This is a genomic window from Mesorhizobium sp. M5C.F.Cr.IN.023.01.1.1, from assembly GCF_003997585.1.
GTDB classification, from domain to species: domain Bacteria; phylum Pseudomonadota; class Alphaproteobacteria; order Rhizobiales; family Rhizobiaceae; genus Mesorhizobium; species Mesorhizobium wenxiniae.
Window position 1 is genome coordinate 1 of the sequence record NZ_RZSU01000098.1, and the last position, 23,091, is coordinate 23,091.

The 23,091-nt window shown below is 62.4% G+C and carries 25 protein-coding genes; 13 read left to right on the forward strand and 12 right to left on the reverse strand.

Features of this window, described 5'->3' with window-relative positions; all coding sequences use genetic code 11:
• Window positions 1-19: 19 nt before the first annotated feature.
• Window positions 20-238 (reverse strand): DUF2842 domain-containing protein, encoded by a 219-nt coding sequence (locus EOA78_RS28000; RefSeq protein ID WP_029353452.1) that lies wholly within the window; start codon window positions 236-238, stop codon window positions 20-22.
• A 152-nt stretch (window positions 239-390) separates the two neighbouring features.
• On the opposite strand from EOA78_RS28000, the gene EOA78_RS28005 reads away from it, so the two are divergent.
• A complete protein-coding gene (locus EOA78_RS28005) occupies window positions 391-1,482 on the forward strand; it encodes a COX15/CtaA family protein (protein ID WP_127318145.1) in 1,092 nt (363 codons plus the stop codon).
• Here the strand turns inward: EOA78_RS28005 and EOA78_RS28010 are convergent.
• The 4 genes from EOA78_RS28010 to EOA78_RS28025 form a co-directional block, all read right to left on the reverse strand.
• Window positions 1,472-2,311 (reverse strand): aminoglycoside phosphotransferase family protein, encoded by an 840-nt coding sequence (locus tag EOA78_RS28010; protein WP_127318147.1) that lies wholly within the window; start codon window positions 2,309-2,311, stop codon window positions 1,472-1,474. The genes EOA78_RS28005 and EOA78_RS28010 overlap by 11 nt on opposite strands.
• Window positions 2,312-3,244, reverse strand: coding sequence for an N-acetyl-gamma-glutamyl-phosphate reductase (gene argC, locus EOA78_RS28015; RefSeq protein ID WP_127318149.1), 933 nt, complete (start codon window positions 3,242-3,244; stop codon window positions 2,312-2,314).
• 29 nt (window positions 3,245-3,273) lie between these two features.
• A complete protein-coding gene (gene speB / locus EOA78_RS28020; protein WP_127318151.1) occupies window positions 3,274-4,281 on the reverse strand; it encodes an agmatinase in 1,008 nt (335 codons plus the stop codon).
• Between the two features lie 91 nt (window positions 4,282-4,372).
• A complete protein-coding gene (locus tag EOA78_RS28025; RefSeq protein WP_127318153.1) occupies window positions 4,373-4,639 on the reverse strand; it encodes a hypothetical protein in 267 nt (88 codons plus the stop codon).
• 55 nt (window positions 4,640-4,694) lie between these two features.
• Here EOA78_RS28025 and EOA78_RS28030 point away from each other — a divergent pair, with 55 nt between their 5' ends.
• On the forward strand, window positions 4,695-5,753 hold the full coding sequence (locus EOA78_RS28030; RefSeq protein ID WP_127318155.1) for a glycerophosphodiester phosphodiesterase family protein: 1,059 nt from the start codon (window positions 4,695-4,697) through the stop codon (window positions 5,751-5,753).
• Window positions 5,754-5,800: 47 nt separating this feature from the next.
• Here EOA78_RS28030 and EOA78_RS28035 read toward each other — a convergent pair whose 3' ends face one another.
• Window positions 5,801-6,673 (reverse strand): aldo/keto reductase family oxidoreductase, encoded by an 873-nt coding sequence (locus EOA78_RS28035; RefSeq protein ID WP_127318157.1) that lies wholly within the window; start codon window positions 6,671-6,673, stop codon window positions 5,801-5,803.
• Window positions 6,674-6,767: 94 nt separating this feature from the next.
• On the opposite strand from EOA78_RS28035, the gene EOA78_RS28040 reads away from it, so the two are divergent.
• On the forward strand, window positions 6,768-7,676 hold the full coding sequence (locus EOA78_RS28040) for a LysR family transcriptional regulator (protein WP_127318159.1): 909 nt from the start codon (window positions 6,768-6,770) through the stop codon (window positions 7,674-7,676).
• Window positions 7,677-7,754: 78 nt separating this feature from the next.
• Here EOA78_RS28040 and rpsI read toward each other — a convergent pair whose 3' ends face one another.
• From rpsI to EOA78_RS28060, 4 genes are all read right to left on the reverse strand, one after another.
• The gene (gene rpsI / locus EOA78_RS28045; protein ID WP_023717316.1) at window positions 7,755-8,237 is read right to left on the reverse strand and encodes a 30S ribosomal protein S9; all 483 of its coding nucleotides are present in this window, start codon (window positions 8,235-8,237) and stop codon (window positions 7,755-7,757) included.
• A 1-nt stretch (window position 8,238) separates the two neighbouring features.
• Window positions 8,239-8,703: a 50S ribosomal protein L13 gene (gene rplM, locus EOA78_RS28050; RefSeq protein ID WP_023798353.1), complete on the reverse strand. Its 465-nt coding sequence runs from the start codon at window positions 8,701-8,703 to the stop codon at window positions 8,239-8,241.
• A gap of 262 nt (window positions 8,704-8,965) precedes the next feature.
• The gene (locus tag EOA78_RS28055) at window positions 8,966-9,541 is read right to left on the reverse strand and encodes a LysE family translocator (RefSeq protein WP_245477777.1); all 576 of its coding nucleotides are present in this window, start codon (window positions 9,539-9,541) and stop codon (window positions 8,966-8,968) included.
• Between the two features lie 155 nt (window positions 9,542-9,696).
• Window positions 9,697-10,161: a PaaI family thioesterase gene (locus EOA78_RS28060; RefSeq protein WP_127318163.1), complete on the reverse strand. Its 465-nt coding sequence runs from the start codon at window positions 10,159-10,161 to the stop codon at window positions 9,697-9,699.
• 177 nt (window positions 10,162-10,338) lie between these two features.
• Here EOA78_RS28060 and EOA78_RS28065 point away from each other — a divergent pair, with 177 nt between their 5' ends.
• From EOA78_RS28065 to EOA78_RS28090, 6 genes are all read left to right on the forward strand, one after another.
• Window positions 10,339-11,160 carry an enoyl-CoA hydratase gene (locus EOA78_RS28065; RefSeq protein ID WP_127318165.1) on the forward strand — a complete coding sequence of 274 codons (822 nt, stop codon included), beginning with the start codon at window positions 10,339-10,341 and terminating at the stop codon, window positions 11,158-11,160.
• A 16-nt stretch (window positions 11,161-11,176) separates the two neighbouring features.
• On the forward strand, window positions 11,177-11,599 hold the full coding sequence (locus EOA78_RS28070; protein ID WP_127318167.1) for a VOC family protein: 423 nt from the start codon (window positions 11,177-11,179) through the stop codon (window positions 11,597-11,599).
• A gap of 9 nt (window positions 11,600-11,608) precedes the next feature.
• On the forward strand, window positions 11,609-12,385 hold the full coding sequence (locus EOA78_RS28075) for an AAA family ATPase (RefSeq protein ID WP_127318169.1): 777 nt from the start codon (window positions 11,609-11,611) through the stop codon (window positions 12,383-12,385).
• Complete coding sequence (locus EOA78_RS28080; RefSeq protein ID WP_127318171.1) at window positions 12,382-12,903, forward strand: CoA-binding protein; 522 nt, start codon at window positions 12,382-12,384, stop codon at window positions 12,901-12,903. Before EOA78_RS28075 ends, EOA78_RS28080 begins: the two co-directional genes overlap by 4 nt.
• A gap of 146 nt (window positions 12,904-13,049) precedes the next feature.
• Window positions 13,050-14,330, forward strand: a complete 1,281-nt coding sequence (locus EOA78_RS28085; protein WP_127318173.1) for an O-acetylhomoserine aminocarboxypropyltransferase — start codon at window positions 13,050-13,052, stop codon at window positions 14,328-14,330.
• A gap of 21 nt (window positions 14,331-14,351) precedes the next feature.
• Complete coding sequence (locus EOA78_RS28090; RefSeq protein WP_127318175.1) at window positions 14,352-14,702, forward strand: cupin domain-containing protein; 351 nt, start codon at window positions 14,352-14,354, stop codon at window positions 14,700-14,702.
• Window positions 14,703-14,708: 6 nt separating this feature from the next.
• On the opposite strand, the gene EOA78_RS28095 is transcribed toward EOA78_RS28090, so the two are convergent.
• Window positions 14,709-15,959: a cytochrome P450 gene (locus tag EOA78_RS28095; RefSeq protein ID WP_127318177.1), complete on the reverse strand. Its 1,251-nt coding sequence runs from the start codon at window positions 15,957-15,959 to the stop codon at window positions 14,709-14,711.
• A 256-nt stretch (window positions 15,960-16,215) separates the two neighbouring features.
• Between EOA78_RS28095 and EOA78_RS28105 the strand changes: the two genes are divergently transcribed.
• Window positions 16,216-17,319 (forward strand): FAD-dependent oxidoreductase, encoded by a 1,104-nt coding sequence (locus EOA78_RS28105; RefSeq protein WP_127318185.1) that lies wholly within the window; start codon window positions 16,216-16,218, stop codon window positions 17,317-17,319.
• A 1-nt stretch (window position 17,320) separates the two neighbouring features.
• On the opposite strand, the gene EOA78_RS28110 is transcribed toward EOA78_RS28105, so the two are convergent.
• Window positions 17,321-17,911 (reverse strand): hypothetical protein, encoded by a 591-nt coding sequence (locus EOA78_RS28110; protein WP_127318181.1) that lies wholly within the window; start codon window positions 17,909-17,911, stop codon window positions 17,321-17,323.
• A 333-nt stretch (window positions 17,912-18,244) separates the two neighbouring features.
• Between EOA78_RS28110 and clpP the strand changes: the two genes are divergently transcribed.
• The 3 genes from clpP to lon form a co-directional block, all read left to right on the forward strand.
• On the forward strand, window positions 18,245-18,874 hold the full coding sequence (gene clpP, locus EOA78_RS28115; RefSeq protein WP_127318183.1) for an ATP-dependent Clp endopeptidase proteolytic subunit ClpP: 630 nt from the start codon (window positions 18,245-18,247) through the stop codon (window positions 18,872-18,874).
• A 294-nt stretch (window positions 18,875-19,168) separates the two neighbouring features.
• Window positions 19,169-20,443, forward strand: a complete 1,275-nt coding sequence (gene clpX / locus EOA78_RS28120) for an ATP-dependent Clp protease ATP-binding subunit ClpX (protein WP_097575354.1) — start codon at window positions 19,169-19,171, stop codon at window positions 20,441-20,443.
• A gap of 283 nt (window positions 20,444-20,726) precedes the next feature.
• A partial coding sequence (gene lon, locus EOA78_RS28125; protein WP_127318187.1) for an endopeptidase La occupies window positions 20,727-23,091 on the forward strand: 2,365 nt, incomplete at its 3' end.

The window sequence follows — 23,091 nt, forward strand, 5'->3', positions numbered from 1 at the left end:
AAGCGGCGGCGAGCGAGCGTCAATTCTTCGGCCGCGGGGGCTCCAGGATCAGCCATTTGATGATGCCCATAGCCGGCAGCACCCAGAGCATGCCGCTGAGCAGGAAGAACAGGAAATGCGCCCACGGCCCCGATTCTGCCAGTTGGGCAACCGCCACGATCGATGCGACCAGCGCATAGACGATGACCAGCGCCACCAGCAGGAAGGTTCCGATCAGCTTCTTCAGGCGAATGGGCATTTCGCGATCCCGTTGATCCTTATCGCTTAGGCCCAACGGAAGAGGCACGCAACCCGCAAGAAGCGGCGCGACGGCGTGCCGCGCTGTCCGGTCTTGCCAGTTGGATTGCGATGGTTCACCAATCCGCGACTGCAACCTGCCGGGACAAGCCTATGGCTGCCATATCCGCTGCCGCGCCTTTCGTGGCCCGCGACCGCGACCTGCGCAACCGGGCGCTAGTGCGCGGCTGGCTCTACGTCGTGCTCTTGGTGCTGGTCGTGCTGGTGCTGGTCGGCGGCGCCACCAGGCTCACCGAATCCGGCCTGTCGATCACCGAATGGCAGCCGATCCACGGCATCATCCCGCCGCTCAACGACGCCGAATGGCAGGAGGAGTTCCAGCGCTACCAGCAGATCCCGCAATATGCCGAGCTCAACCAGGGCATGAGCATCGAAGCGTTCAAGTCGATCTTCTGGTGGGAATGGGTGCACCGCATCCTGGCGCGCGGCGTCGGGTTGGTTTTCGCCGTGCCGCTGGTGTTTTTCTGGGCGACGCGCCGCATCGAACGCGGTCTTGGACCGAAGCTGATCGGCATTCTTCTTCTCGGCGGCGTGCAGGGCGCGATCGGCTGGTGGATGGTGGCGTCCGGGCTGGTCGACCGGGTCTCCGTCAGCCAGTACCGGCTGGCAACGCATCTGACGCTGGCCGCGCTGATCTTCACCGCGACCATGGTGGTCGCGCGTGGATTGGCCCCACACTCCGAACCGGCCGCCGACCGTTCGACGCAGCGTCTGGCCGGCTTCCTCGTGCTGCTGGCGCTGATCCAGATCTATCTCGGCGGGCTGGTCGCCGGGCTCGACGCCGGCCTGACCTACAACACCTGGCCGCTGATGGACGGCAAGCTCATCCCCGGCGATCTGTTGATCCTCGAGCCGGCATGGCGCAACTTCTTCGAGAGCCCGAAGACAGTGCAGTTCATCCACCGGCTCGGCGCGTACGCGATCTTCGTCGCAGCACTTTGGCACATGATCGCGACGCACCGCCGCCAAACCGGCACGACGCATGCGCGCCGCGCGACGGTGCTGTTTCTGCTGGTGCTGGTGCAGGCCTTGATCGGCATCGGCACGTTGCTGATGCATGTGCCGCTGCACATGGCGCTGACGCATCAGGCATTCGCACTTGTCTTGCTGGGTTTTGCCGCAGCGCATTGGCGCGGCACCAAGGGAGCCTATCCGCTGCCCAACCAGATCGCCGTCAGAGGCTGAGCCGCACCGTCCTGATCGCCGCGGCAATGGACAACTCGCGGCCTTCCTCGACCGCGTTGTCGTCTTCACGGTGCCATGACGCCGACAGGCAGCCGTAGGCGATGGCGTGATCCAGGATGGCGGGCGGTGTCTGGCCCAGCGTTCTAGCGAAGATCTCGGCCATGTCGGTAATCCGCCGGGGATCGCTGCAAAGGTCGTCGCGGTCGAGCGGGTTGTAGAACATGTTCGCCGCATCGAAGCCGGGATCGCCGAGAACGCCCTTCGGGTCGATCGCCAGCCAGCCGCGCGTTCCCTGCATGATATTGTCGTGATGCAGGTCGCCATGCAGCGGCAGCACGTCGACAGGATCGGCCAACAGCCGTTCCGCGGTCGCAGCCGCTTCGACGTAGAGGCTTTTTTCGCCGGCGTCGCGATCGATCTTCGCCTTCTTGAACAGACTGGAAAACCGTACCCGCAGCGGCTGAAGATCTCGTGGGGCAGGGTGCCTCGACGGTGAAAACAACTTTGCCATCACCTCGGCCGCAATCTCGGTCGCGGCGGCGTCGCCATGTTCGGAAAGGTCCTGCGACAGCATCCTGTCACCGGCATATTCGAGCAGCATGCAGTGGCCGTCGCTGCCGAGCAACTGCACTGCGCCTTCGCCACGCCGCCAGGCGAGGAAATGCTCGCCGCGCAACTCGTCTTCGATGTCGTCGAAGGGTTTGAGGGCCTTGACGATCGCCGGCGAGCCGTCCGCACGAAAAACCTTCCAGATGCGGCTGCTGAACGTCTCGGCAAGCAGTTCTGGCGCGCTGACCTTCCAGCGTTCTGGAAAAGCCGGAGCGTCCATTCAGGGCTTGACGCCGAGCATCAGATCCATGTTCTGCACGGCAGCACCCGAGGCGCCCTTGCCGAGGTTGTCGTAGACGGCGAGCAGCAGCGCCTGGGCCCTGTCGTCGTTGGCGAAGACATAGAGCTTCATCCGGTTGGTGCCGTTGTAGATTTCGGGATCGATCTCCGGCACGCGCTCAAGCTGCGCATAGGGCGCCACCTCGACCACGCCGCCATCGATGGTGGCGAAATGGTCGGCAATCGCCGCATGAAGTTCGGCGCCGGTCGGCACATGGTCGAGGCCGCCGAGCTGCAGCGGCACCACCGTAATCATGCCTTGCGCGAAATTGCCGACCGCCGGCTGCATGATCGGATCATGTGACAGCTTCGCATAGGTCCTGAGCTCCGGCACATGCTTGTGCTGCAGGGTCAGCCCGTAGGGCAGGAATTCCGAGGCATCCTCGCCCTTGGCGACATAGTCCTCGATCATCGGCCGGCCGCCGCCCGAATAGCCCGAAATGCCATTGACGGTGACCGGAAAATCCGGCGGCAACAGCCCGGCTGCCACCAGCGGCCTGAGCGTCGCGATCGGCCCTTGCGGCCAGCAGCCCGGATTGGCAACGCGCTTCGCCGAAGCGATCTTGCGCGCCTGATCCTTGTCCATTTCGGCGAAACCATATTCCCAGCCGTCGACCACGCGATGCGCAGTCGAGGCGTCGATCACCTTAGTGGTGTCGTTGGTGATCAGCGAGACGCTTTCTTTTGCGGCTGCGTCCGGCAGGCACAGGATCGCGACATCGGCGGCGTTGAGGAACTCGGCTCTAGCAGCCGGTTCCTTGCGGCGCTCGGTCGGAATGGAGATGATCTCCAGGTCGCCGCGTTCGGCAAGCAGCGCCCTGATCTGCAGACCGGTGGTGCCGTGCTCGCCGTCGATGAAGATTTTCGGTTTCATTGCCTGCCTGAATTCCTGTTATCTCAAAGTTATATGCCGCTTGCCTGATTCAATGCGGCGACGGTGTGATTGCCGCTGTTCAGCTCTTCGAGTCGAGCCTTTCGTTCCGCCAGGAGCCCGAGATAGTGCATGGCCACCGTCGACCCGGCAATTGCCGTTATATCGGCGTGATCATAGGCCGGCGCAACCTCCACGACATCGGCGCCGACGATATCGACCTGATTGATCTGGCGCAGCACCGACAGGATTTTTGCCGAGGACGGCCCGCCGGCGACAGGTGTGCCGGTGCCGGGCGCGAAGGCCGGGTCCAGGCAATCGATATCGAAGGTGACGTAGGCCTTCTTGCCGCCGGTGCGGTCGACGATGGCATAGGCGATATCGGACGGCCGCATTTCCTCGACTTCGTGGCCGTACAGGATCTTGATGCCGAAGGTATCAGGCGCGTGGGTGCGGATGCCGATCTGGATCGAACGGTCGGGGTCGATAATGCCCTCCTTGACCGCACGGCCGACGAAGGAGCCGTGATCGATGCGCTTGCCGTCGTCCGGCCAGGTGTCCTGGTGGGCGTCGAACTGCACCATGGCCAGCGGGCCGTGGATGGCGGCATGCGCCTTGAGCAGCGGCCAGGTGACGAAATGGTCGCCGCCGAGCGATAGCAGGAAGGCGCCGGATTTCAGGATCTTTGCCGCCTCGCGCTCGATTGTAGCAGGTGTCTTCTGGTGATTGCCGCTGTCGAGCAGGCAATCGCCATAGTCGACCACGGCGAGATGTTCGAACAGATCGCGCGAAAACGGATACTGCGGATCGTTGTCGAGGATGGTCGAGGCGCGGCGAATCGCCTGCGGCCCGAAGCGCGCACCCGGCCGGTTGGTGACGGCGGCGTCGAAGGGGATGCCCCACACCACCGCGTCCGCGCCCTTCACGTCCTTCGTGTATTTGCGTCGCATGAACGACAGCGCGCCGGCATAAGTCGGCTCGAAGGAGGCGCCCGTCCTGGCCCGGGTGGTGAAGGCGTGGTCGATGTTGCTGTTCGGCATGAAGCGATCTCCTGTGCGTCGAGGCGCAACCTTATTGGATATAATTCTCAGAAATGCGACCCCTTCCGAGGCCATGGCCATTCGAGCCCGGTCACAAATTCTTGCTTGCCAGGTGAGCCCGCATGGCAAGCCCGGAAATTGCGTAGGTAAGGATGAATACAACCGAAAGTAGCCAGCCGTCCTTATCAGGGATGCTGTCGGGCGCGGAGCGGAACAGATATGGGCACGCCAGGTCGGCACCACCGACCTTAGGCGTCGATGTCGGCAAGCTAATTGCCGTCGCTTCGAGATTGAAGAACGGCCGCTTCGGCCGGCATTGACCTGACTTTCCGGCATTTGCGAAGCCGGCTTCGTTCACTAGGCTGTCACGTGCGTCGCTTAACCGGGGCTCCATCCGGTACGGAGCGATTCTCATGCGAATGACCTGGCTGAACCTTCTGCTCTCCGCCGCCTTGGCGCTGTTCACAGGCACGGCATCGGCAGGCGAAACACGCGCCAGACAAATTCTCGACCGTTTCGAACACGCCAACCAGTGGCGCGACCATGTCATGGTGGCGGCACACCGCGCCGGCAGTATGCAGGCCCGCAAGACGCTCTATGCGGAGAACTCGATCGCCGCCGTCGAGGCATCGATCGCGCTGGGTGCCGAAATCGTCGAGGTCGACGTCAGGCGCTCGAAGGACGGCCAGTTCGTCGTCATGCATGACAGCTGGCTCGACCGCACGACGAATTGCAAGGGCGAGGTGATCAAGCGCACGCTGGCCGAACTCAAAACCTGCAGACTGGTGATCGAAGGCACCGGCGCTGTCACCGATGAGCCGGTTTCGACACTGCGCGAGATGCTGATGGCGACCAAAGACAGGATCCTCATCAACATCGACAACAAGCTCGACGTCGACAGCCTGGCCGGCATGATCGCGGTTGCGCGCGACCTGGGCATGGCCGAACAGGTGATCGTCAAGGAGAACCTGTGGAACCCGGCCAGGATCACCGCTGTCAAGGCCGCCATGGGCGCGATCGGCAGCGGATTCCAGTTCATGCCGATCATTGCCGACGACGCGGTTCGCGATGCCGGCTTCGCCGAGAAAATCAGCGGGGCCTTTTCGCCGCGTGCGGTCGAGATGATCAACTGGCGCGCGGGGTCAGAGGCGCTGACCGACACCGGTGGGCCGCTGTTCAGCCCCCGCATGCGCGCGGCAGCGATAAGGGGCGACTGGCACATCTGGGCCAACACCTACGCCATCGTCAACAAGCCGGGCGGCTTTCTTGCCGGCGGTCGCGGCGACGAACTGGCGGTGCTCGCCAGCCTACCGCGCGAGACCTACGGCTTCTGGGCCGAGCGCGGCGCCACCATCATCCAGACCGACGAGCCGAAAGCGGCGATCGACTGGCTGGCGGCAAACGGCTACCGCGTGCCTTATCCTGATGAGGCGCGGCCGGCGGAGCCGGCAAACACCGCAAGCATCAACTAGGAGCAGGCAAGGGAGCTGCTTCTCTTGGATGGTCGCCAGCCCGCCCGTCAGGCGGCCATCGCCACGCCGTCCAGCTCGCTGACGGCATCCTCCGGCAGATCGAGTCCAGCTGCGGCCAGGTTCTCCCTGAGATGCGCGACGGACGAGGTGCCGGGAATCAGCAGGATATTGGGCGCGCGACGGAGCAGCCAGGCGAGCGCGACCTGCATCGGTGTGGCGCCGAGGCGCTGAGCGACGCCGGATAGGGTAGACGACTGCAGCGGGTTGAAGCCGCCGAGCGGAAAGAACGGTACATAGGCGATGCCGTCGCTGGCGAGTTTGTCGATCAAGGCATCGTCGCCCCTGTGCGCCAGATTGTATTGGTTCTGCACGCAGACGATCTTGGCGATCCGTCGCGCCTCTTCGATCTGCGCTGACGTGACATTGCTTAATCCGATGTGGCGCACCAGGCCCTGTCGCTGCAAGTCGGCCAGGACGGTCAACGGCGCCTCGATGGAGCCTTCGGCCGGGCCATGCGTATCGAACATGATCCTGAGATTGACCACGTCCAGCATGTCGAGCCCGAGATTGCTCAGATTGTCGTGCACCGCCCGGGTCAGCGCTTCGGGGGAGAAGGCCGGGAGCCACGAGCCATCCGCGCCGCGACGGGCACCGATCTTGGTGACGATGGTGAGATCATCGGAATAGGGCGCGAGCGCTTCACGGATGAGCAGATTGGTGACGTGCGGGCCATAAAAGTCGCTGGTGTCGATGTGGTTCACCCCGCGCGCAACGGCTTCGCGCAGCACGGCCAAGGCTGCGTCGCGATCTCTAGGCGGACCAAAGACGCCGGGTCCTGCGAGCTGCATGGCGCCGTAGCCGAGCCGCTTCACGGTGCGGTCGCCGAGAGTGAACGTGCCGGAAAGGTCAATGCTGGACATGGTTTATCTCCGTTCAAGATGAGGCTGAGATAGGCGCTGTCCGATCTCACGATAATTGGGTACATTCCGCACGGGCTGTACGAAATATCGAACAATGAAGATCGATCTTGGAGATCTGAACGCTTTCGTGGCCGTAGCGCGGGCCAAGGGTTTTCGCGATGGCGCCCGCGCGAGCGGCGGCAGTGCGTCGGGCTTGAGCGAGGCGGTGCGCCGTCTCGAGACGCAGCTCGCTGTCAGGCTGCTCAACAGGACGACCCGCAGCGTCGTCTTGACCGACGCGGGTGCGAGCTTGCTGGCCCGGCTCGGCCCAGCCTTAACTGAGGTCGAGGCAGCACTTGACGTTGTGAACGGCTTCCGCGACCGGCCGGCAGGTACGTTGCGCCTCAATGTGCCGGTCAGCGCGGCGCGGCTGGTGCTGCCCGGCATTGTTCCGCGTTTCCTCGCTGCCTATCCCGGCATCCGGCTGGAGGTGATCGCCGAGGAGAGCTTTGTCGATGTGCTGGCGGCCGGCTGCGATGCCGGGATCCGTTACGACGAGCGGCTGGAACAGGACATGATCGCGGTGCCGATCGGACCGCGCCTGCAGCGTTTCGCCACTGCTGCCAGTCCTGCCTACCTTGACCGCCATGGCCGGCCGCAACACCCGCGCGACCTTATCGGCCACGCCTGCCTGCGCGGCCGCTTCTCCAGCGGCGCGATGCCGCTGTGGGAATTCGAGCGCGACAGCGAGGTGGTGCGGGTCGATCCGACGGGGCCGCTTCTCGTGTCCCTGGGCGGAGCAGCCGATCTCGCCGTCGATGCAGCCATCGCCGGTATCGGCATTGTCAGCCTCTTCGAGGATTGGCTTCGCCCTTGCTTCGAGAGTGGCGCCCTTGAGCCGGTCCTTGAGCAATGGTGGCAGAGCTTCCCCGGGCCGTTCCTCTATTATCCCGGCCGGCGTCTCGTGCCGGCGCCGTTGCGGGCGTTTATCGACTTCATCAGGGCACCGGCCGATCGGTCTTGAATTTGGGACAGGTTAGTAATCGCCAAAGGAAAAGGCCGCCCTGAGGCGGCCTTTCGAGTGTTTGAAGCTGCGGAGCGCTTAGCGCTTCGAGAACTGGAAGCTGCGGCGGGCCTTCGCCTTGCCGTACTTCTTGCGCTCGACGACGCGACTGTCGCGGGTCAGGAAGCCGCCCTTCTTGAGCACGGCGCGCAGCGCCGGCTCGTAGTAGGTCAGCGCCTTGGAGATGCCGTGGCGCACAGCACCGGCCTGGCCGGAAAGCCCGCCGCCGATGACAGTGGCGACTATATCATACTGACCGGCGCGGTTGGCGGCGATGATCGGCTGGTTGAGGATCATCTGCAGGACCGGACGCGCGAAATATTCGGCGAACACCTTGTCGTTGACGACGATCTTGCCGGAGCCGGGCTTCACCCAGACGCGTGCGATAGCGTTCTTGCGCTTGCCGGTGGCATAGGCACGGCCCGACTTGTCGAGCTTCTGGACATGGACGGGTGCAGCCGGCTGCGTGTTGGTGTTGCCGGTGGCAGTTCCGAGTTCTGCGAGCGAGGAAAGCTCAGCCATTTTACGAAACCTTCTTGTTCTTGGCGTTTAGCTTGGCCACGTCGAGCGTGACGGGCTGCTGGGCGACATGCGGATGTTCCGTGCCTGCATAGACGCGGAGATTCTTCATCTGGCGACGGCCGAGCGGGCCACGCGGGATCATGCGTTCGACGGCCTTCTCGACGACACGCTCGGGAAAACGGCCCTCGAGAAGCTGGCGCGCGGTGCGCTCCTTGATGCCGCCGGGATGGCCGGTGTGCCAGTAATAGACCTTGTCGGTGAATTTCTTGCCGGTGAACACCACCTTGTCGGCATTGATAACGATGACGTTGTCGCCGTCGTCGACATGCGGGGTGAAGGTGGGCTTGTGTTTGCCGCGAAGATGATTGGCGATGACAGTGGCGAGACGGCCGACGACGAGACCCTCGGCGTCGATCAGCACCCACTTCTTCACCACATCCGCAGGCTTCTGCGAAAAGGTTGCCATGAATTGTTGCTTTCGGTTCGGACCTTCCCCATCGACGAACGACAAGGAAAGGCGTTTCTTGTTGCTTGGATTGGCGCCGAGCGCTTGCCCGCCGCCAAAAACAAAACGGCGGCCGTTAACGGGCCGCTGTTCCGTGAGGGCTTATAGGCGAGGCGAATTAGGCAGTCAAGCTGCATTTCTGGCAATCTCAGTAAGATTATCTTTTTAAATCAAACGGTTAAATTTGTGGTATTATTATACCCAGTCGAATTCATCAATTTGTTTAGCGCCGCCCGGGAATAGTTGCGGCCAGCAGCAGTCTAATGCCGACAGCGATCATGATCGCACCGGCCAGGCGTTTTTGCCAGACCAGAAAACCGGCATTGCGTGCCAGCCAGCAGCCGACCGTACCTGAGGCCAAGGCCGCAGCTCCCAGGACCAGAAGACCCGTAGCCTTCATGGTGGCCCCGAGTACGATAAATTGCATCGCCGACGATCCTGTGGAGGCATGGACGAACTGCGGCAGCACTGCGAGCATGAAGACAAGTGCGGTAGGATTGGTCAGGTTGCAGATCATGCCTTGCCGAAAGGCGCCCGCCAAGCCTCCCTCCTGGGCCGTGACGATGCTGTCTGTTTCCGCTTCCTTGCGCACGAGCAAGAACTTTGTCCCGATTGCAATGAGGTACGCCGCTCCGAGCAGTTGCAGCAGGCCATACGCGATAGGCGAGGACGTGATCAGCGATGCAAGTCCCATTGCCAGCAGCGGAATCTGGATCACGCCTGCGGAAACGCAGCCGGTCGCCGTTGCCAGTGCTGCCCGCTGGCCCTGTCCGATACCGCGGCTGATCACCAGAAGCATGTCCGGGCCGGGGCCGGACAGCTGATAGCCAAGCACTGCGACCAGGAATGCCAGATAGGTGGGAAATTCGGGCATTTTTTTTACGGGCCTGATTGGTGCTGCGAACGCGTCGTCGGACGTTTCGTTCCGTTGGGTCGTTTGGAACGACCTGCAAATCAGGCTTGTAATTGAAAGCTCTTCTTCGGCGGGATGGAATAGGTTCCTGTGGCGTGCGCTACCGTGTGTCCGTCCGGTCCGGCGACGATGTCGATATCGAACACCATCAGGCTCTTGCCCAGCTTCAGGATGCGGCAACGGCCGTCAATCGGCCCGGCCTCGGCCTTGCGGACAAAATTGATGTTGAGATTGGTGGTGACCGAAAGCGCATCGGGCCCGGCATGCGAAAGCACGCAGACATAGCCGGCGATGTCGGCCAGTGTGAACAGCGACGAGCCCGACACTGTTCCGCCTGGGCGCAAATGCCGCTCGTCGGCATTCAGGCGCACCGTGCAGCCGCCCGGAAACACGTCGATCGCCTCGTAGAAGGTGAACTGGTCGTTGAGCTGCGGATAAACGGTCTCCATCAGCGCATTGACTTGCGCGGCAGTCAGCATCGGCTTGAGATTGTTCTGGGCGGGCATAGGCGGTTTCCTGTATACGTCGCCGTAGGGGCCGGCGGTCTCAAGGCGAGGGCGCTTGGCTGAGGCGGCGCCGCCGAGAAAACACGTCTCAAGGCTGTTCTTCAATCGGCAGCGTGCTAGTTCTTTTGTTCCGGGCCCGCGAGTCCGATGCCGCTGGCCGATGATGAGGTTGGAGAAATGGCTGAAATCGTCGCCATCAAGCCGGCTGTTGTCGAAGGTCCTGTCGTCGCGAGGCTGGACAGGGGCGTGCTCCGCCTCACGCTCGCCAATCCGCCGGCCAATGCGCTGTCGCTGGCGGTGATGGCTGCGCTGATGGCGGAACTCGACCGCGCGAAAGCCGACAGATCCGTCCGCGTCATCATCCTGGCGGCGGCCGGAAAGGTGTTCTGCGCCGGACACGATCTAAAGGAGATGACCGCGCATCGTGGCGATGCCGATCGCGGCAAGGCATTCTTCGAGCAGACGTTTTCCGCTTGCGCGGCACTGATGCAGGCGATCGTGCGCCATCCCAGACCGGTGATCGCCGAGGTCGATGGTCTGGCCACGGCGGCCGGGGCACAACTGGTGGCGAGCTGCGATCTGGCGATCGCCTCGCATGAGGCGACCTTCTGCACGCCCGGCGTCAATATCGGCCTGTTCTGCTCGACGCCGATGGTGGCGCTGTCGCGCAACGTGTCGCGCAAGCACGCGATGGAGATGCTTTTGACCGGCGAGACGATCGATGCGGCGACGGCCAAGGAATTCGGCCTGGTCAATCGCGTGGTGCCGCGCGAATATCTGAATCAGATTGTCACCAAATACGCGCAAACCATTGCTGCCAAATCGTCTTTGGTCGTCAAGACCGGCAAGGAAGCCTTCTACGCGCAGGCCGAGATGGGGCTGGCCGAGGCCTATGCCTTTACCGGTCGCGTCATGGTCGAAAACATGCTGGCGCGCGACGCGGAAGAGGGCATCGGCGCCTTCATCGGCAAGCGCAAGCCGGAATGGACCGAGGAATAGACACGGAGGAATAGACATGGAGCCTCGCATCTCCATCGTCACCATCGCCGTCGACGATCTCGACCGCGCCACACGCTTCTACGAGGCGATGGGCCTGATCCGCCATGCCGGCATCACTGACGGCGTCACCTTCTTCCAAATGGGCGGCGTCATTCTCGGCCTGTTTCCGCGCGAAAGCGCCGAAGCGGATTCAGGCATCACCTTCGGCACGGCGCCGTCGGCGGTCTACCTCGCCTACAACACCCGCTCCGACACCGAAGTCGATGACGTGCTTGCGATGGCCGAGAAGGCCGGCGGTCGTATCGTCAAGCCGGCCGGCCGCGCCTTCTGGGGCGGCTGGTATGGCTATTTCGCCGACACGGAAGGGCATGTCTGGGAAGTGGCGCACAATCCGGCTTTTCCGATCGCGGAAGACGGCAGCATCTCGCTGCCGGGCTGACGCCGCCGCATGGCTCCTCGCAAGCAACTGACGCGGCTGAATGCGCCCTATCTCAAGCGCATCCTGATCGAGCCCAGCCGTGTCACAGATTGGGAAAAATATCCCTGGAATCTGCCGATCTTCCGTAGCCACGATTTCGAACTCGAATTCACCACGCCGATCACCATCATCGTCGGCGAGAACGGCACCGGCAAATCGACGCTGCTCGAGGCGATCGGCGCGCTGGCCGGATACGATGAAGCCGGCGGCGGCAAGGGCTATATGCCCATCGACCACTCCCGCGCCATCGACAAGAGCGGCGCGGCGCTCGCCGCAACGCTGCGCGGCCACTGGCTGCCGAAGGTGACCGCCGGCTGGTTCTTTCGCGCCGAATCTTTTTACTCCGTGGCGCGCTATCTCGACCAAGCGGCGCTGGATTCTGGTGCGGCGCCGCCCGACTTCCTGTCCTGGTCGCATGGCGAGGGCTTCATCCGCTTCTTCGAGGAGCGCTGCCGCCGGCAAGGCATCTACATCCTCGACGAGCCCGAAAGCGCTTTGTCGCCGACGCGCCAGATCGAGCTGATCAGGATGCTGCGGCGTATGGATCTGTCAGGTACGGCGCAAGTGATCATGGCGACACATTCGCCGCTGCTGATGGCCTGTCCCGGCGCGCGGCTGTTCCGCATCAGCCGGTTCGGCCTCGATCCGACCGATTTTCACGATACCGATCATTTCCGCATGATGCGCAGTTTCTGCAATGATCCGGATGGTTTTCTCGCCGAAGCTCTGTATGAGGACGAGGCATGAACCACGACGCCTACGACAATGCCTATATCACGGGCATCCTCAATTCGGTGAAGACCATCGCCATGGTCGGCGCGTCCGCCAATGATGTGCGGCCGAGCTACTTTGTGCTGAAATACCTGCTGGGCAAGGGGTTTTCGGTGTTCCCGATCAACCCCGGCCAGGCCGGTAAGGAAATCCTTGGCCGGATGACCTATGCCAGGCTCGCCGATGTTCCCGAGCCGATCGACATGGTCGACGTTTTTCGCGGCTCCACGGCAGTGCCGGGCGTCGTCGACGAGGTCTTGCGGCTCGATCCGTTGCCGAAAGTCATCTGGATGCAGCTTGGCGTGCGCCATGACGAGGCGGCGGCGCGCGCAGAGGCCGCCGGCATCAAGGTGGTGATGAACCGCTGCCCCAAGATCGAATATGGCAAGCTGTCGGGCGAAATCGGCTGGACCGGCGTTAATTCCGGCGTGCTGTCGTCGAAGAAGCCGCTGATGCGGCCGGGATTCCAGAGCTTCGGCGTTCGCCAGAAGTAGACGGAAAGTCATTCCGCCAATCGGAACATTTTCTCGTGCCTCGATCACAGAACGTGCATCGAAGGGCATTTTCTCCTTTGCATTCGCGACCGGGCTTCGCCAAGAATGCCCGGCGTTTTTCAGACGGTTCAAAAGGGAGGTATTCGATGACCCGCACGCCCGGTTTCAACACGCTCGCCGTCCATGCGGGTGCCAAGCCCGATCCGGCGACCGGCGCGCGTGCCACGCCGATCTACCAGACGACCTCCTTTGTCTTCGATGATGCCGACCATGCCGCGTCGCTGTTCGGACTAAAGGCCTTCGGCAACATCTACACCCGCATCATGAACCCGACGCAGGCGGTGCTGGAAGAGCGTATCGCGGCACTCGAAGGCGGCACGGCGGGGCTGGCCGTGGCGTCGGGCCATGCCGCGCAGGTGCTCGTCTTCCATAATCTGATGCAGCCCGGCGACAATTTCGTCTCCGCGACAAGGCTTTACGGCGGCTCGATCAACCAGTTCGGCCACGCCTTCAAGAATTTCGGCTGGCAGGTGCGCTGGGCCGACACCAACGACATCTCGACCTTCGAAAGCCAGATCGACGAAAAGACCAAGGCGATCTTCATCGAGAGCCTGGCCAATCCGGGCGGTGTCTTCGTCGATATCGAGAAGATCGGCGATATCGCCCGCAAGCACGGCCTGCCGCTGATCGTCGACAACACGCTGGCCTCGCCCTATCTGGTGCGGCCGATCGAGCATGGCGCCGACATCGTCGTGCATTCGCTGACCAAGTTCATCGGCGGCCACGGCAATTCGATCGGCGGCGCCATTGTCGACGGCGGCACCTTCGACTGGTCGAAATCCGGCAAATATCCGATGCTGTCGGAGCCGCGCCCCGAATATGGCGGCCTCGTCCTGCACGAAACCTTCGGCAATTTCGCTTTCGCCATTGCGGCGCGCGTGCTCGGCCTGCGCGACATGGGCCCGGCGATCTCGCCCTTCAATGCCTTCCTGATCCTGACCGGGCTGGAAACCCTGCCGCTCAGGATGCAGCGCCACTGCGACAATGCGGTCACCGTCGCCGGCTGGCTGTCCAACCACCCAAAGGTCGCCTGGGTGTCCTATCCTGGCCTGCCCAGCGATAACAACAATGCGCTGCAGAAGAAGTATTCGCCGCTTGGCGCGGGTGCGGTGTTCACCTTCGGCCTGAAGGGCGGCTATACAGCAGGCATCAAATTCGTAGAGGCGCTCGAACTGTTCTCGCACCTTGCCAATGTCGGCGACACCAAGTCGCTGGTCATCCATCCGGCATCGACCACGCATCGGCAGCTGTCCGACGAGCAGAAGGTCGCGGCAGGCGCCGGGCCGGATACGGTCAGGCTCTCGATTGGCATCGAGGATGTCAACGACATCGTCGCCGATCTGGAACAGGCTCTCGCCAACGTTTGATTCTGCTTGGAAGGAGCTTCCATGACCGCGCCGAAATTTCTCTCCGTCAATGTCGAAAACGTCGAGCCGGAACTTGGCGCGCCGGCGCCGGATCGTCTGATTTCAGGCGATCCGAAATTTCGCACCTGGAATGTCGAGGAACGCGACGGCGGGCTCTATGCCGGCATCTGGGAGGCGACCCCGGGCAAATGGCGCATCGAGTACGACGAGTGGGAGTTCTGCCACATCCTGTCGGGCGTTTCAGTGATCGCTGAGGAGGGCGGCGAGGCGCGCACCGTCAGGGCCGGCGACAGTTTCGTGCTCAGGCCGGGCTTTAAGGGCAGCTGGGACGTGCTTGAAACGACTCGCAAGGAGTATGTGATCAAGCTTTGATCACCGTCAAATGCGCACGGCGAGCGATTCCATCCCATGGAAATGATAGGTGTCGCGGAAGCGCGGCTGTTCGGCCAGATAGAGCCGCGGTAGCCGGTCGAACAAGGTTTCCAGCGATACCTGCAATTCGAGCCGGGCGAGCGGTGCGCCGATGCAGAAATGAATGCCGGCGCCGAACGAGACGTTCTTCTGGTCCGCGCGATCCGGCCTGAAGGCGAAGGGTTCGGCAAACGCCGCCGGGTCGTGATTGGCCATGCCGAGCAGCAGGCCGATGGTCTCGCCCGGCCGCACGATGACACCGGGACCGACCTCGATCTCTTCATAGGCATAACGCGTAAACATGTGCAGCGGCGCGTCGAAGCGCAGGCATTCCTCGACCGTGGCGGCTGTCGTTTGTGGCGAGGTGAAGAAGCGGCGGGGGTCGTCGCCTTGCGCGAGGATCGCGTGCACCGCATTGCCGGTCTGGTGGACGGTCGCCTCGTGGCCGGCATTGAGCAGCAGGACAGCCGAGGACACCAGTTCGTCCTCGGAGAGTTTTTGGCCATCGTCCTGCGCCGCGATCAGCAGCGACAATAGATCGTCGCCGGGGTTTTGGCGCCGCTCGGCAACATAGCCGCGCAGGAAATCCGAAAAATCCCGCGCCGCGCGATTGGCCGTTTCTTCCGTCTCACGCGTGCGGCCATGCATGTACATGGCGACCATCTGATGCGACCAGTCGAGCAGTTGCGGTCCCATCTCGACCGGCACGCCGAGCATTTCGGCAATGATGGTGATCGGCAAAGGCGATGCGAAAGCCGGCAGCAGGTCGACCTGGTCCGGTTCGAAACGGTCGATCAGCTCGTTGGCCAGCGCCTCGACGCGTGGCCGCAGCCGCTCGACCTGACGCGAGACGAAGGCGCGGTTGACCAGCGTTCTGAGCCTGGTGTGCACGGGTGGTTCCAGCTCCAGCATCGAATTGGCCTCGATGCCGTCGAAGGCGCTGAGATGCGTGCGGTCCTGGCCGACGCCCCGGTTGTCAGGGATGCCAGCCGGGTTCTGGCGGCCGAAGCGGCGATCGCGCAGCAGCCGGTTGACGTCGTCGAAGCCGCCAAAGCACCAGAAGCCGAACTCTTCCCAGAAGAAGACATTCGATCGGCCGTGCATAAAGGCATAGGCCTCATAGGGATTCTGGAAGAAAGCCGGTTCGTGCGGATCGAGCCGCACATGGCGGGTGGCTGAATCGAAGGCCAGGTAAGTTGGTGGTACCAAATCGGTCATTCTGGATCATTAGCGCATGACCCCGAAAACCGGAATCGGTTTTCGGAAAGGATCATGCGCAGATTCAAAGTGTTGGAGCGTCCCTTGCGCGTCCATCGACGCGCGGCGCTCCAAGGCTTGCCAGCTTGGCGCCAGACCGTATGTTGGCGCCCGACAATCCGATGCATGTCGCCCAAAAGTGTGAAGCGGTTTTGGGACAATGACATGCACAAAAGCGCGTTGAGCCAGCCGAAGCGGCTGCGGAAAGACTGACTTGATGAATGTGATCGTGGTTGGCGCAGGCATTGCAGGGCTGTCGACGGCGTGGTCGCTGGCCAAGGCTGGGCACCGGGTCTCGATCGTCGAGCAGGGATCGATTCCCAATCCGCTTGCTGCCTCGGGCGATCATCATCGCATCATCCGCCGCGCCTATGGCGCAGCGGCGGGCTATGGCAGGCTGATCACCGAAGCCTATGAAGCCTGGGACGACATGTGGACCGATCTCGGCGAAAACCATCTCGACCGGCGCGGCTTCATCTGCATTTCGCGGGGGCCGGGAGACGAAGCCGAGGAATACCGCGAAGGCATGGAAGCCGGGAACTACCCGTTCGAACTGTTCGAGCCGGACGCCGCGGCTAGACGCTGGCGGTTCCTGGAGCCCGGTTCTTTCCGCTACGCGTATTTTTCACCGGATGGCGGTGCGCTGCATTGCCGCAGTATCGCCGCCGGTCTCGCCAAATGGCTGCGGGCTAACAGCGCCAATGTCTACGAGAACAGCAAGGTGGTTGAAGTCGACGCCGAGGCCGGCCGCATCGTGCTTGAAAGCGGCGAGACGATGCAGGCCGATCGCATCGTCATCGCCGCCGGCGCCTGGGTGCTGAAACTGTTTCCTGAACTGGACGGCGAACTGAAGACCTGGCGCACCGCGCTTGCCTATGTCGAACAACCGGCGGATTTGAAAGCGGCATGGCAGACAGCCCCGGTCATCCTCGCTGTCGGCGGTGGTGTCGACGGTTACGTGATCCCGCCCTCCGGCGGCGCCGGCATGAAATTCGGCTCGGGCCTGCACAGGGTGCCGACCAGCGACGCCGACTGGAACCGCCAGCCGGTGGCGGGCGAGGGCGAGGCGATCCGCAACCTGTTTTCGCCGCCGATCGCGCGTGTCGAAGAATACAGGATCACCGAGGTCGTCACCTGCGCCTATACCTTCACCGCCGACGAAAAGTTCCTGGCGCATGAGAACGGCAAATGCCTTGTTGTCTCGGCCTGCTCCGGCCACGGCTACAAGTTCGGCGCGGCGGTCGGCAGGCGCGTCGCGGCGACCGTCGGCAATGGCGACGTCGCCGGCTTGAAGGTGTGGCTGCGGGCCGAGGCGGTCTGATCTAATACCGACAGTGCCTCGGAATATGCACACGCCGCCAGCCGGACGAGCCTTGACTGACCACCACCCGGCGCGCCACTGTCTGGTAGGAGGCGGGAATGATGACGATCCGCCGCTGCTCCGGCTGCACCAAAACCTCTTCGGCCACGCGTTCATACTCGGCGGGACTGACGACGCGCCGTTGGCGCTCCGGCTGCACCACCACGGTCTCGGCCACGCGTTCATAGCGCGCCTTGTGCCTGACCTTGCACAGCACCTTGCGGCCCCGGATGACGCGCCATTCCCAGGAGTAGCCGCCGTCATCGACCTTCACCGTGCGGTAGATGGTGTGGGTGACGGCAGGCACGATCTCATAGCTGACACGCTGGGGCGCGATCTGAACCACCCGCTCGCCGGTCCCGTAGATCGCCGGAACATACTCCACCTGCTGGCCAGCTGGGCTGACGAGCACGTTTTCGTAGACTGTTTCGTAGACGGACGGCCTGTTGACCTGCTCGTAGCATTCGACGGCGCGTTCGCCGGCAGCCGTTTCGGACACCAGGCCGAGAACGGCGAGGCTGGCGATGGCCGAGGAAGCAGTTTTCCTGATCATGGCACTCCCCCTGTTTGAACCGTCAGCGCAAGCTCAACGTTGAATTGTAGGGGAAGCCGCATCGCGGGAAAGCGGTTTCGAGATATTTCGTTAAGCGACGCGGTTAAGAAAGTGCTACTCGGCAGCGCAGCCACACCGCTTCAAGAGCGCCGACGCAGCCTCGGGCGAATCCTGTGCAGAAACTTTGATTCGACTTAACCGGATGGCTAGGAGGGGCGGCCTTGCGCTAGGGTGAGCCGACATCCTATTTACAGGACAACGATCCAGAACCGATTCTGCCCGATTTGCTAATCTCCCGGCGCCGGAATCCCATCTTTCAATAAGGGATAATCCATGAAGAACCCCGTCGAAACCTACATGAACCTCGTTCCGATGGTGGTCGAGCAGACCAATCGCGGCGAGCGGGCCTACGACATTTTCTCGCGACTCCTGAAAGAGCGCATCATTTTCATCACCGGTCCGGTCGAGGACGGCATGGCGACGCTGGTCTGCGCGCAGCTTCTGTTCCTCGAAGCGGAGAATCCGAAGAAGGAAATCAACCTCTACATCAATTCGCCCGGCGGCGTCGTCACCTCGGGCATGGCGATCTACGACACCATGCAGTTCATCAAGCCGGCGGTGGCGACGCTGTGCATCGGCCAGGCCGCCTCGATGGGCTCGCTGCTTCTCACCGCAGGCGAGAAGGGCATGCGCTTCGCCACGCCGAACGCCCGCATCATGGTCCATCAGCCTTCCGGTGGCTTCCAGGGTCAGGCTTCCGACATCGAGCGCCACGCCCAGGACATCATCAAGCTGAAGCGTCGTCTCAACGAGGTCTATGTCAAGCACACCGGCAAGAGCTACGACGAGATTGAAAGGACGCTCGACCGTGACCACTTCATGACCGCCGACGAGGCGAGGGATTTCGGCCTCATCGACAAGGTCATTTCGTCGCGTGAGCCGCTCGAAGGTATCGCCACATAAGCCCGGCGGCAGTTGGATAGTGGGAAAACACGCTTTTGATGCCGCTCGCGGCATTTCGGCCACAATTGGCTGTTCCCTCGACGGGAGCAATTGCCTACGTTAAGCCTATGTTGATTTTCGACGGCTTAGCTTTGTGCGGGGTTGGTGCGAATCATTGCGACGTTTTCTGATATGTGTTTCGTACGGAATGCGTTGCGGGAGCCGGAATACTGGCGGCGGCGATTTCCCGCGATAGATTGAGATATGCGCCCTTTCAACCAGACCATCGGCGGGCGGCTATGAAAGGACATGAAAATGAGCAAGGTCGGCAACAACAGCGGTGATTCCAAGAACACGCTTTATTGCTCGTTTTGCGGCAAAAGCCAGCACGAAGTGCGCAAGCTGATCGCCGGCCCGACGGTGTTCATCTGCGACGAATGCGTCGAGCTCTGCATGGACATCATCCGCGAGGAAAACAAGACCTCGATGGTGAAGTCACGCGAGGGCGTGCCGACCCCGCAGGAGATCCTCAAGGTTCTCGACGACTACGTCATCGGCCAGCCCTACGCCAAGCGCGTGCTGTCGGTGGCCGTCCACAACCACTACAAGCGCCTCGCTCATGCCGGCAAGAACAATGACGTCGAGCTGGCGAAGTCCAACATTTTGCTGATCGGCCCGACCGGTTGCGGCAAGACGCTGCTTGCGCAGACGCTGGCCCGCATCATCGACGTGCCGTTCACGATGGCCGATGCGACGACGCTGACCGAGGCAGGCTATGTCGGCGAGGATGTCGAGAACATCATCCTGAAGCTCTTGCAGTCGGCCGACTACAACGTCGAGCGCGCCCAGCGCGGCATCGTCTACATCGATGAAATCGACAAGATCTCGCGCAAGTCGGACAATCCTTCGATCACCCGCGACGTGTCGGGCGAAGGCGTGCAGCAGGCGCTGTTGAAGATCATGGAAGGCACGGTCGCCTCCGTGCCGCCGCAGGGCGGCAGGAAACATCCGCAGCAGGAATTTCTGCAGGTCGACACCGCCAACATCCTGTTCATCTGCGGCGGCGCCTTCGCCGGGCTGGACAAGATCATCTCGGATCGCGGCCGCAAGACCTCGATCGGCTTCGGCGCCACCGTCGCTTCGCCTGAGGACCGCCGCACTGGCGATGTTTTCCGCCTGGTCGAGCCCGAGGATCTGTTGAAGTTCGGCCTCATTCCCGAGTTCGTTGGCCGTCTGCCGGTCCTGGCGACGCTGGAGGACCTCGACGAGCCGGCGCTGATCCAGATCCTGACCGAGCCGAAGAACGCGCTGGTCAAGCAGTATCAGCGGCTGTTCGAGATGGAGAATGTCGATCTGACCTTCCATGAGAATGCGCTGTCGGCGATCGCCAAGCGCGCCATCGAGCGCAAGACCGGTGCGCGCGGCCTGCGCTCGATCATGGAAGCGATCCTGCTCGACACGATGTTCGAGCTGCCGGCGCTGGAAGGCGTGCGCGAAGTGGTTATTTCGGAAGAGGTGGTGTCCGGTAACGCCAGGCCGCTCTACATCTATTCCGAGCAGAAGGAAAAAAAGGGCAACGTCAGCGCCTGACGTGAGCCCTGCAGTGGAATTCTTCAAACGGCGCCGTGAGGCGCCGTTTTGTTTTGCGGACGGGCCGACTTATGATGAACGGATTGTGACAGATGGGATGAACGGTTTCGTGTTGACCCTTGATCTTTGCCCCCCGTGCCTCCAACTAACTGGGGAACGCCGGGGTGGCGAATTCTGTGCTGTAAAACTCCCGTTACAAACGGTGGTAGGCGGAACGATCCTCGGTCGTTAATATGAGATTCGCGGTTGGCCGATTGGCGGTCGCGACATGAAAGGTTCGACAATGGCCAAAATATCCAGGGCTCCCAGCGACGGCGTCTTCGCAGTCCTCCCACTGCGCGACATCGTGGTGTTCCCGCACATGATCGTTCCGCTCTTCGTCGGGCGCGAAAAGTCGATCAAGGCGCTGGAGGAGGTGATGGGTCAGGAAAAGCAGATCCTGCTTGCGACCCAGATGAATGCCGCCGATGACGATCCCGAGGCCGATGCCATCTTCGACATCGGCACGCTCGCCAATGTGCTGCAATTGCTGAAGCTGCCGGACGGCACCGTGAAGGTGCTGGTCGAAGGCGCTTCACGCGCGAAAATCGTTTCGTTCACCGACCGTCCCGACTTCCACGAGGCCCGCGCCACGGCGCTGGTCGAACCGGATGAGGAAGAGGTCGAGGTCGAGGCGCTGGCCCGTTCCGTCGTCACCGACTTCGAGAACTACGTCAAGCTGAACAAGAAGATCTCGCCCGAAGTGGTGGGTGCCGCCAGCCAGATCGACGACTATTCCAAGCTCGCCGATACGGTTGCCTCGCATCTTGCCATCAAGATCCCCGAGAAGCAGGAGATGCTGGCCACGCTTTCGGTCAAGGAGCGGCTGGAAAAGGCGATGGGTTTCATGGAAGCCGAAATCTCCGTCCTGCAGGTGGAGAAGCGCATCCGTTCGCGCGTCAAGCGCCAGATGGAGAAGACCCAGCGCGAATACTACCTCAACGAGCAGATGAAGGCGATCCAGAAGGAGCTCGGCGAGGGCGAGGACGGCCGCGACGAGGCCGCCGAGATCGAGGCGCGCATCAAGAAGACCAAGCTCTCCAAGGAGGCCCGCGAAAAAGCGGAAGCCGAACTGAAGAAGTTGCGGACGATGTCGCCGATGTCGGCTGAATCGACTGTCGTGCGCAATTATCTCGACTGGATCCTGTCGATACCGTGGGGCAAGAACTCCAAGGTCAAGCAGGATCTGGCCTTCGCGCAGAACGTGCTCGACACCGACCATTTCGGCCTCGACAAGGTCAAGGACCGTATCGTCGAATATCTCGCCGTGCAGAGCCGCCAGAAGAAGCTGAAGGGGCCGATCCTGTGCCTCGTCGGACCTCCCGGCGTCGGCAAGACCTCGCTCGGCAAGTCGATCGCCAAGGCGACCGGCCGCGAGTTTATCCGTATGGCGCTGGGCGGCGTTCGCGACGAGGCCGAGATCCGTGGTCACCGACGCACCTATATCGGCTCGATGCCCGGCAAGGTCATCCAGTCGATGAAGAAGGCGAAGAAGTCCAACCCGCTCTTCCTGCTCGACGAGATCGACAAGATGGGCCAGGATTTCCGCGGCGACCCGTCGTCGGCCTTGCTTGAGGTGCTCGATCCCGAGCAGAACTCGACGTTCATGGACCACTACCTCGAGGTCGAATACGACCTGTCGAGTGTGATGTTCGTGACGACGGCGAACACGCTTAACATCCCTGCGCCCTTGATGGACCGCATGGAGATCATCCGTATCGCCGGCTACACCGAGGACGAGAAGATCGAGATCGCCAAGCGTCACCTGATGCCCAAGGTGATCCGCGATCACGCGCTGCAGCCGAAGGAGTTCTCCGTCGGCGAGGACGCGATCCGCGGCATCATCCAGACCTACACCCGTGAAGCGGGCGTCAGGAGCCTGGAGCGCGAGCTGATGAAGCTCGGCCGCAAGGCGGTGACAGAGATCCTGAAGACCAAGAAGAAGACGGTCGACATCACGGCGGGCAATCTCGCCGATTACCTTGGTGTTCCGCGCTTCCGCTTCGGTCAGGTCGAGGCCGACGATCAGGTCGGCGTCGTCACTGGGCTTGCCTGGACGGAAGTCGGCGGCGAATTGCTGACGATCGAAGGCGTCATGATGCCTGGTAAAGGCCGCATGACGGTGACCGGCAATCTGCGCGACGTGATGAAGGAATCGATCTCGGCGGCGGCCTCCTACGTCCGCTCGCGGGCTATCGATTTCGGCGTCGAGCCGCCGCTGTTCGACAAGCGCGACATCCACGTCCACGTGCCCGAGGGCGCAACGCCCAAGGACGGACCGTCGGCGGGTGTGGCTATGGCCACGGCGATCGTCTCGGTGCTGACCGGCATCCCGGTCAGGGCCGATGTGGCAATGACCGGCGAGATCACGCTGCGCGGCAGGGTGCTGCCGATCGGCGGGCTCAAGGAAAAGCTGCTTGCAGCGCTGCGCGGCGGCATCAAGAAGGTGCTGATCCCGGAAGACAACGCCAAGGATCTGGCGGAGATTCCGGACAACGTAAAGAACGGTATGGAGATCGTTCCGGTCGCGCGGGTTGGTGAAGTCTTGCGCCATGCGCTGGTGCGTATGCCGGAGCCGATCGACTGGGTCGAACCTGCCAATGCGCCGG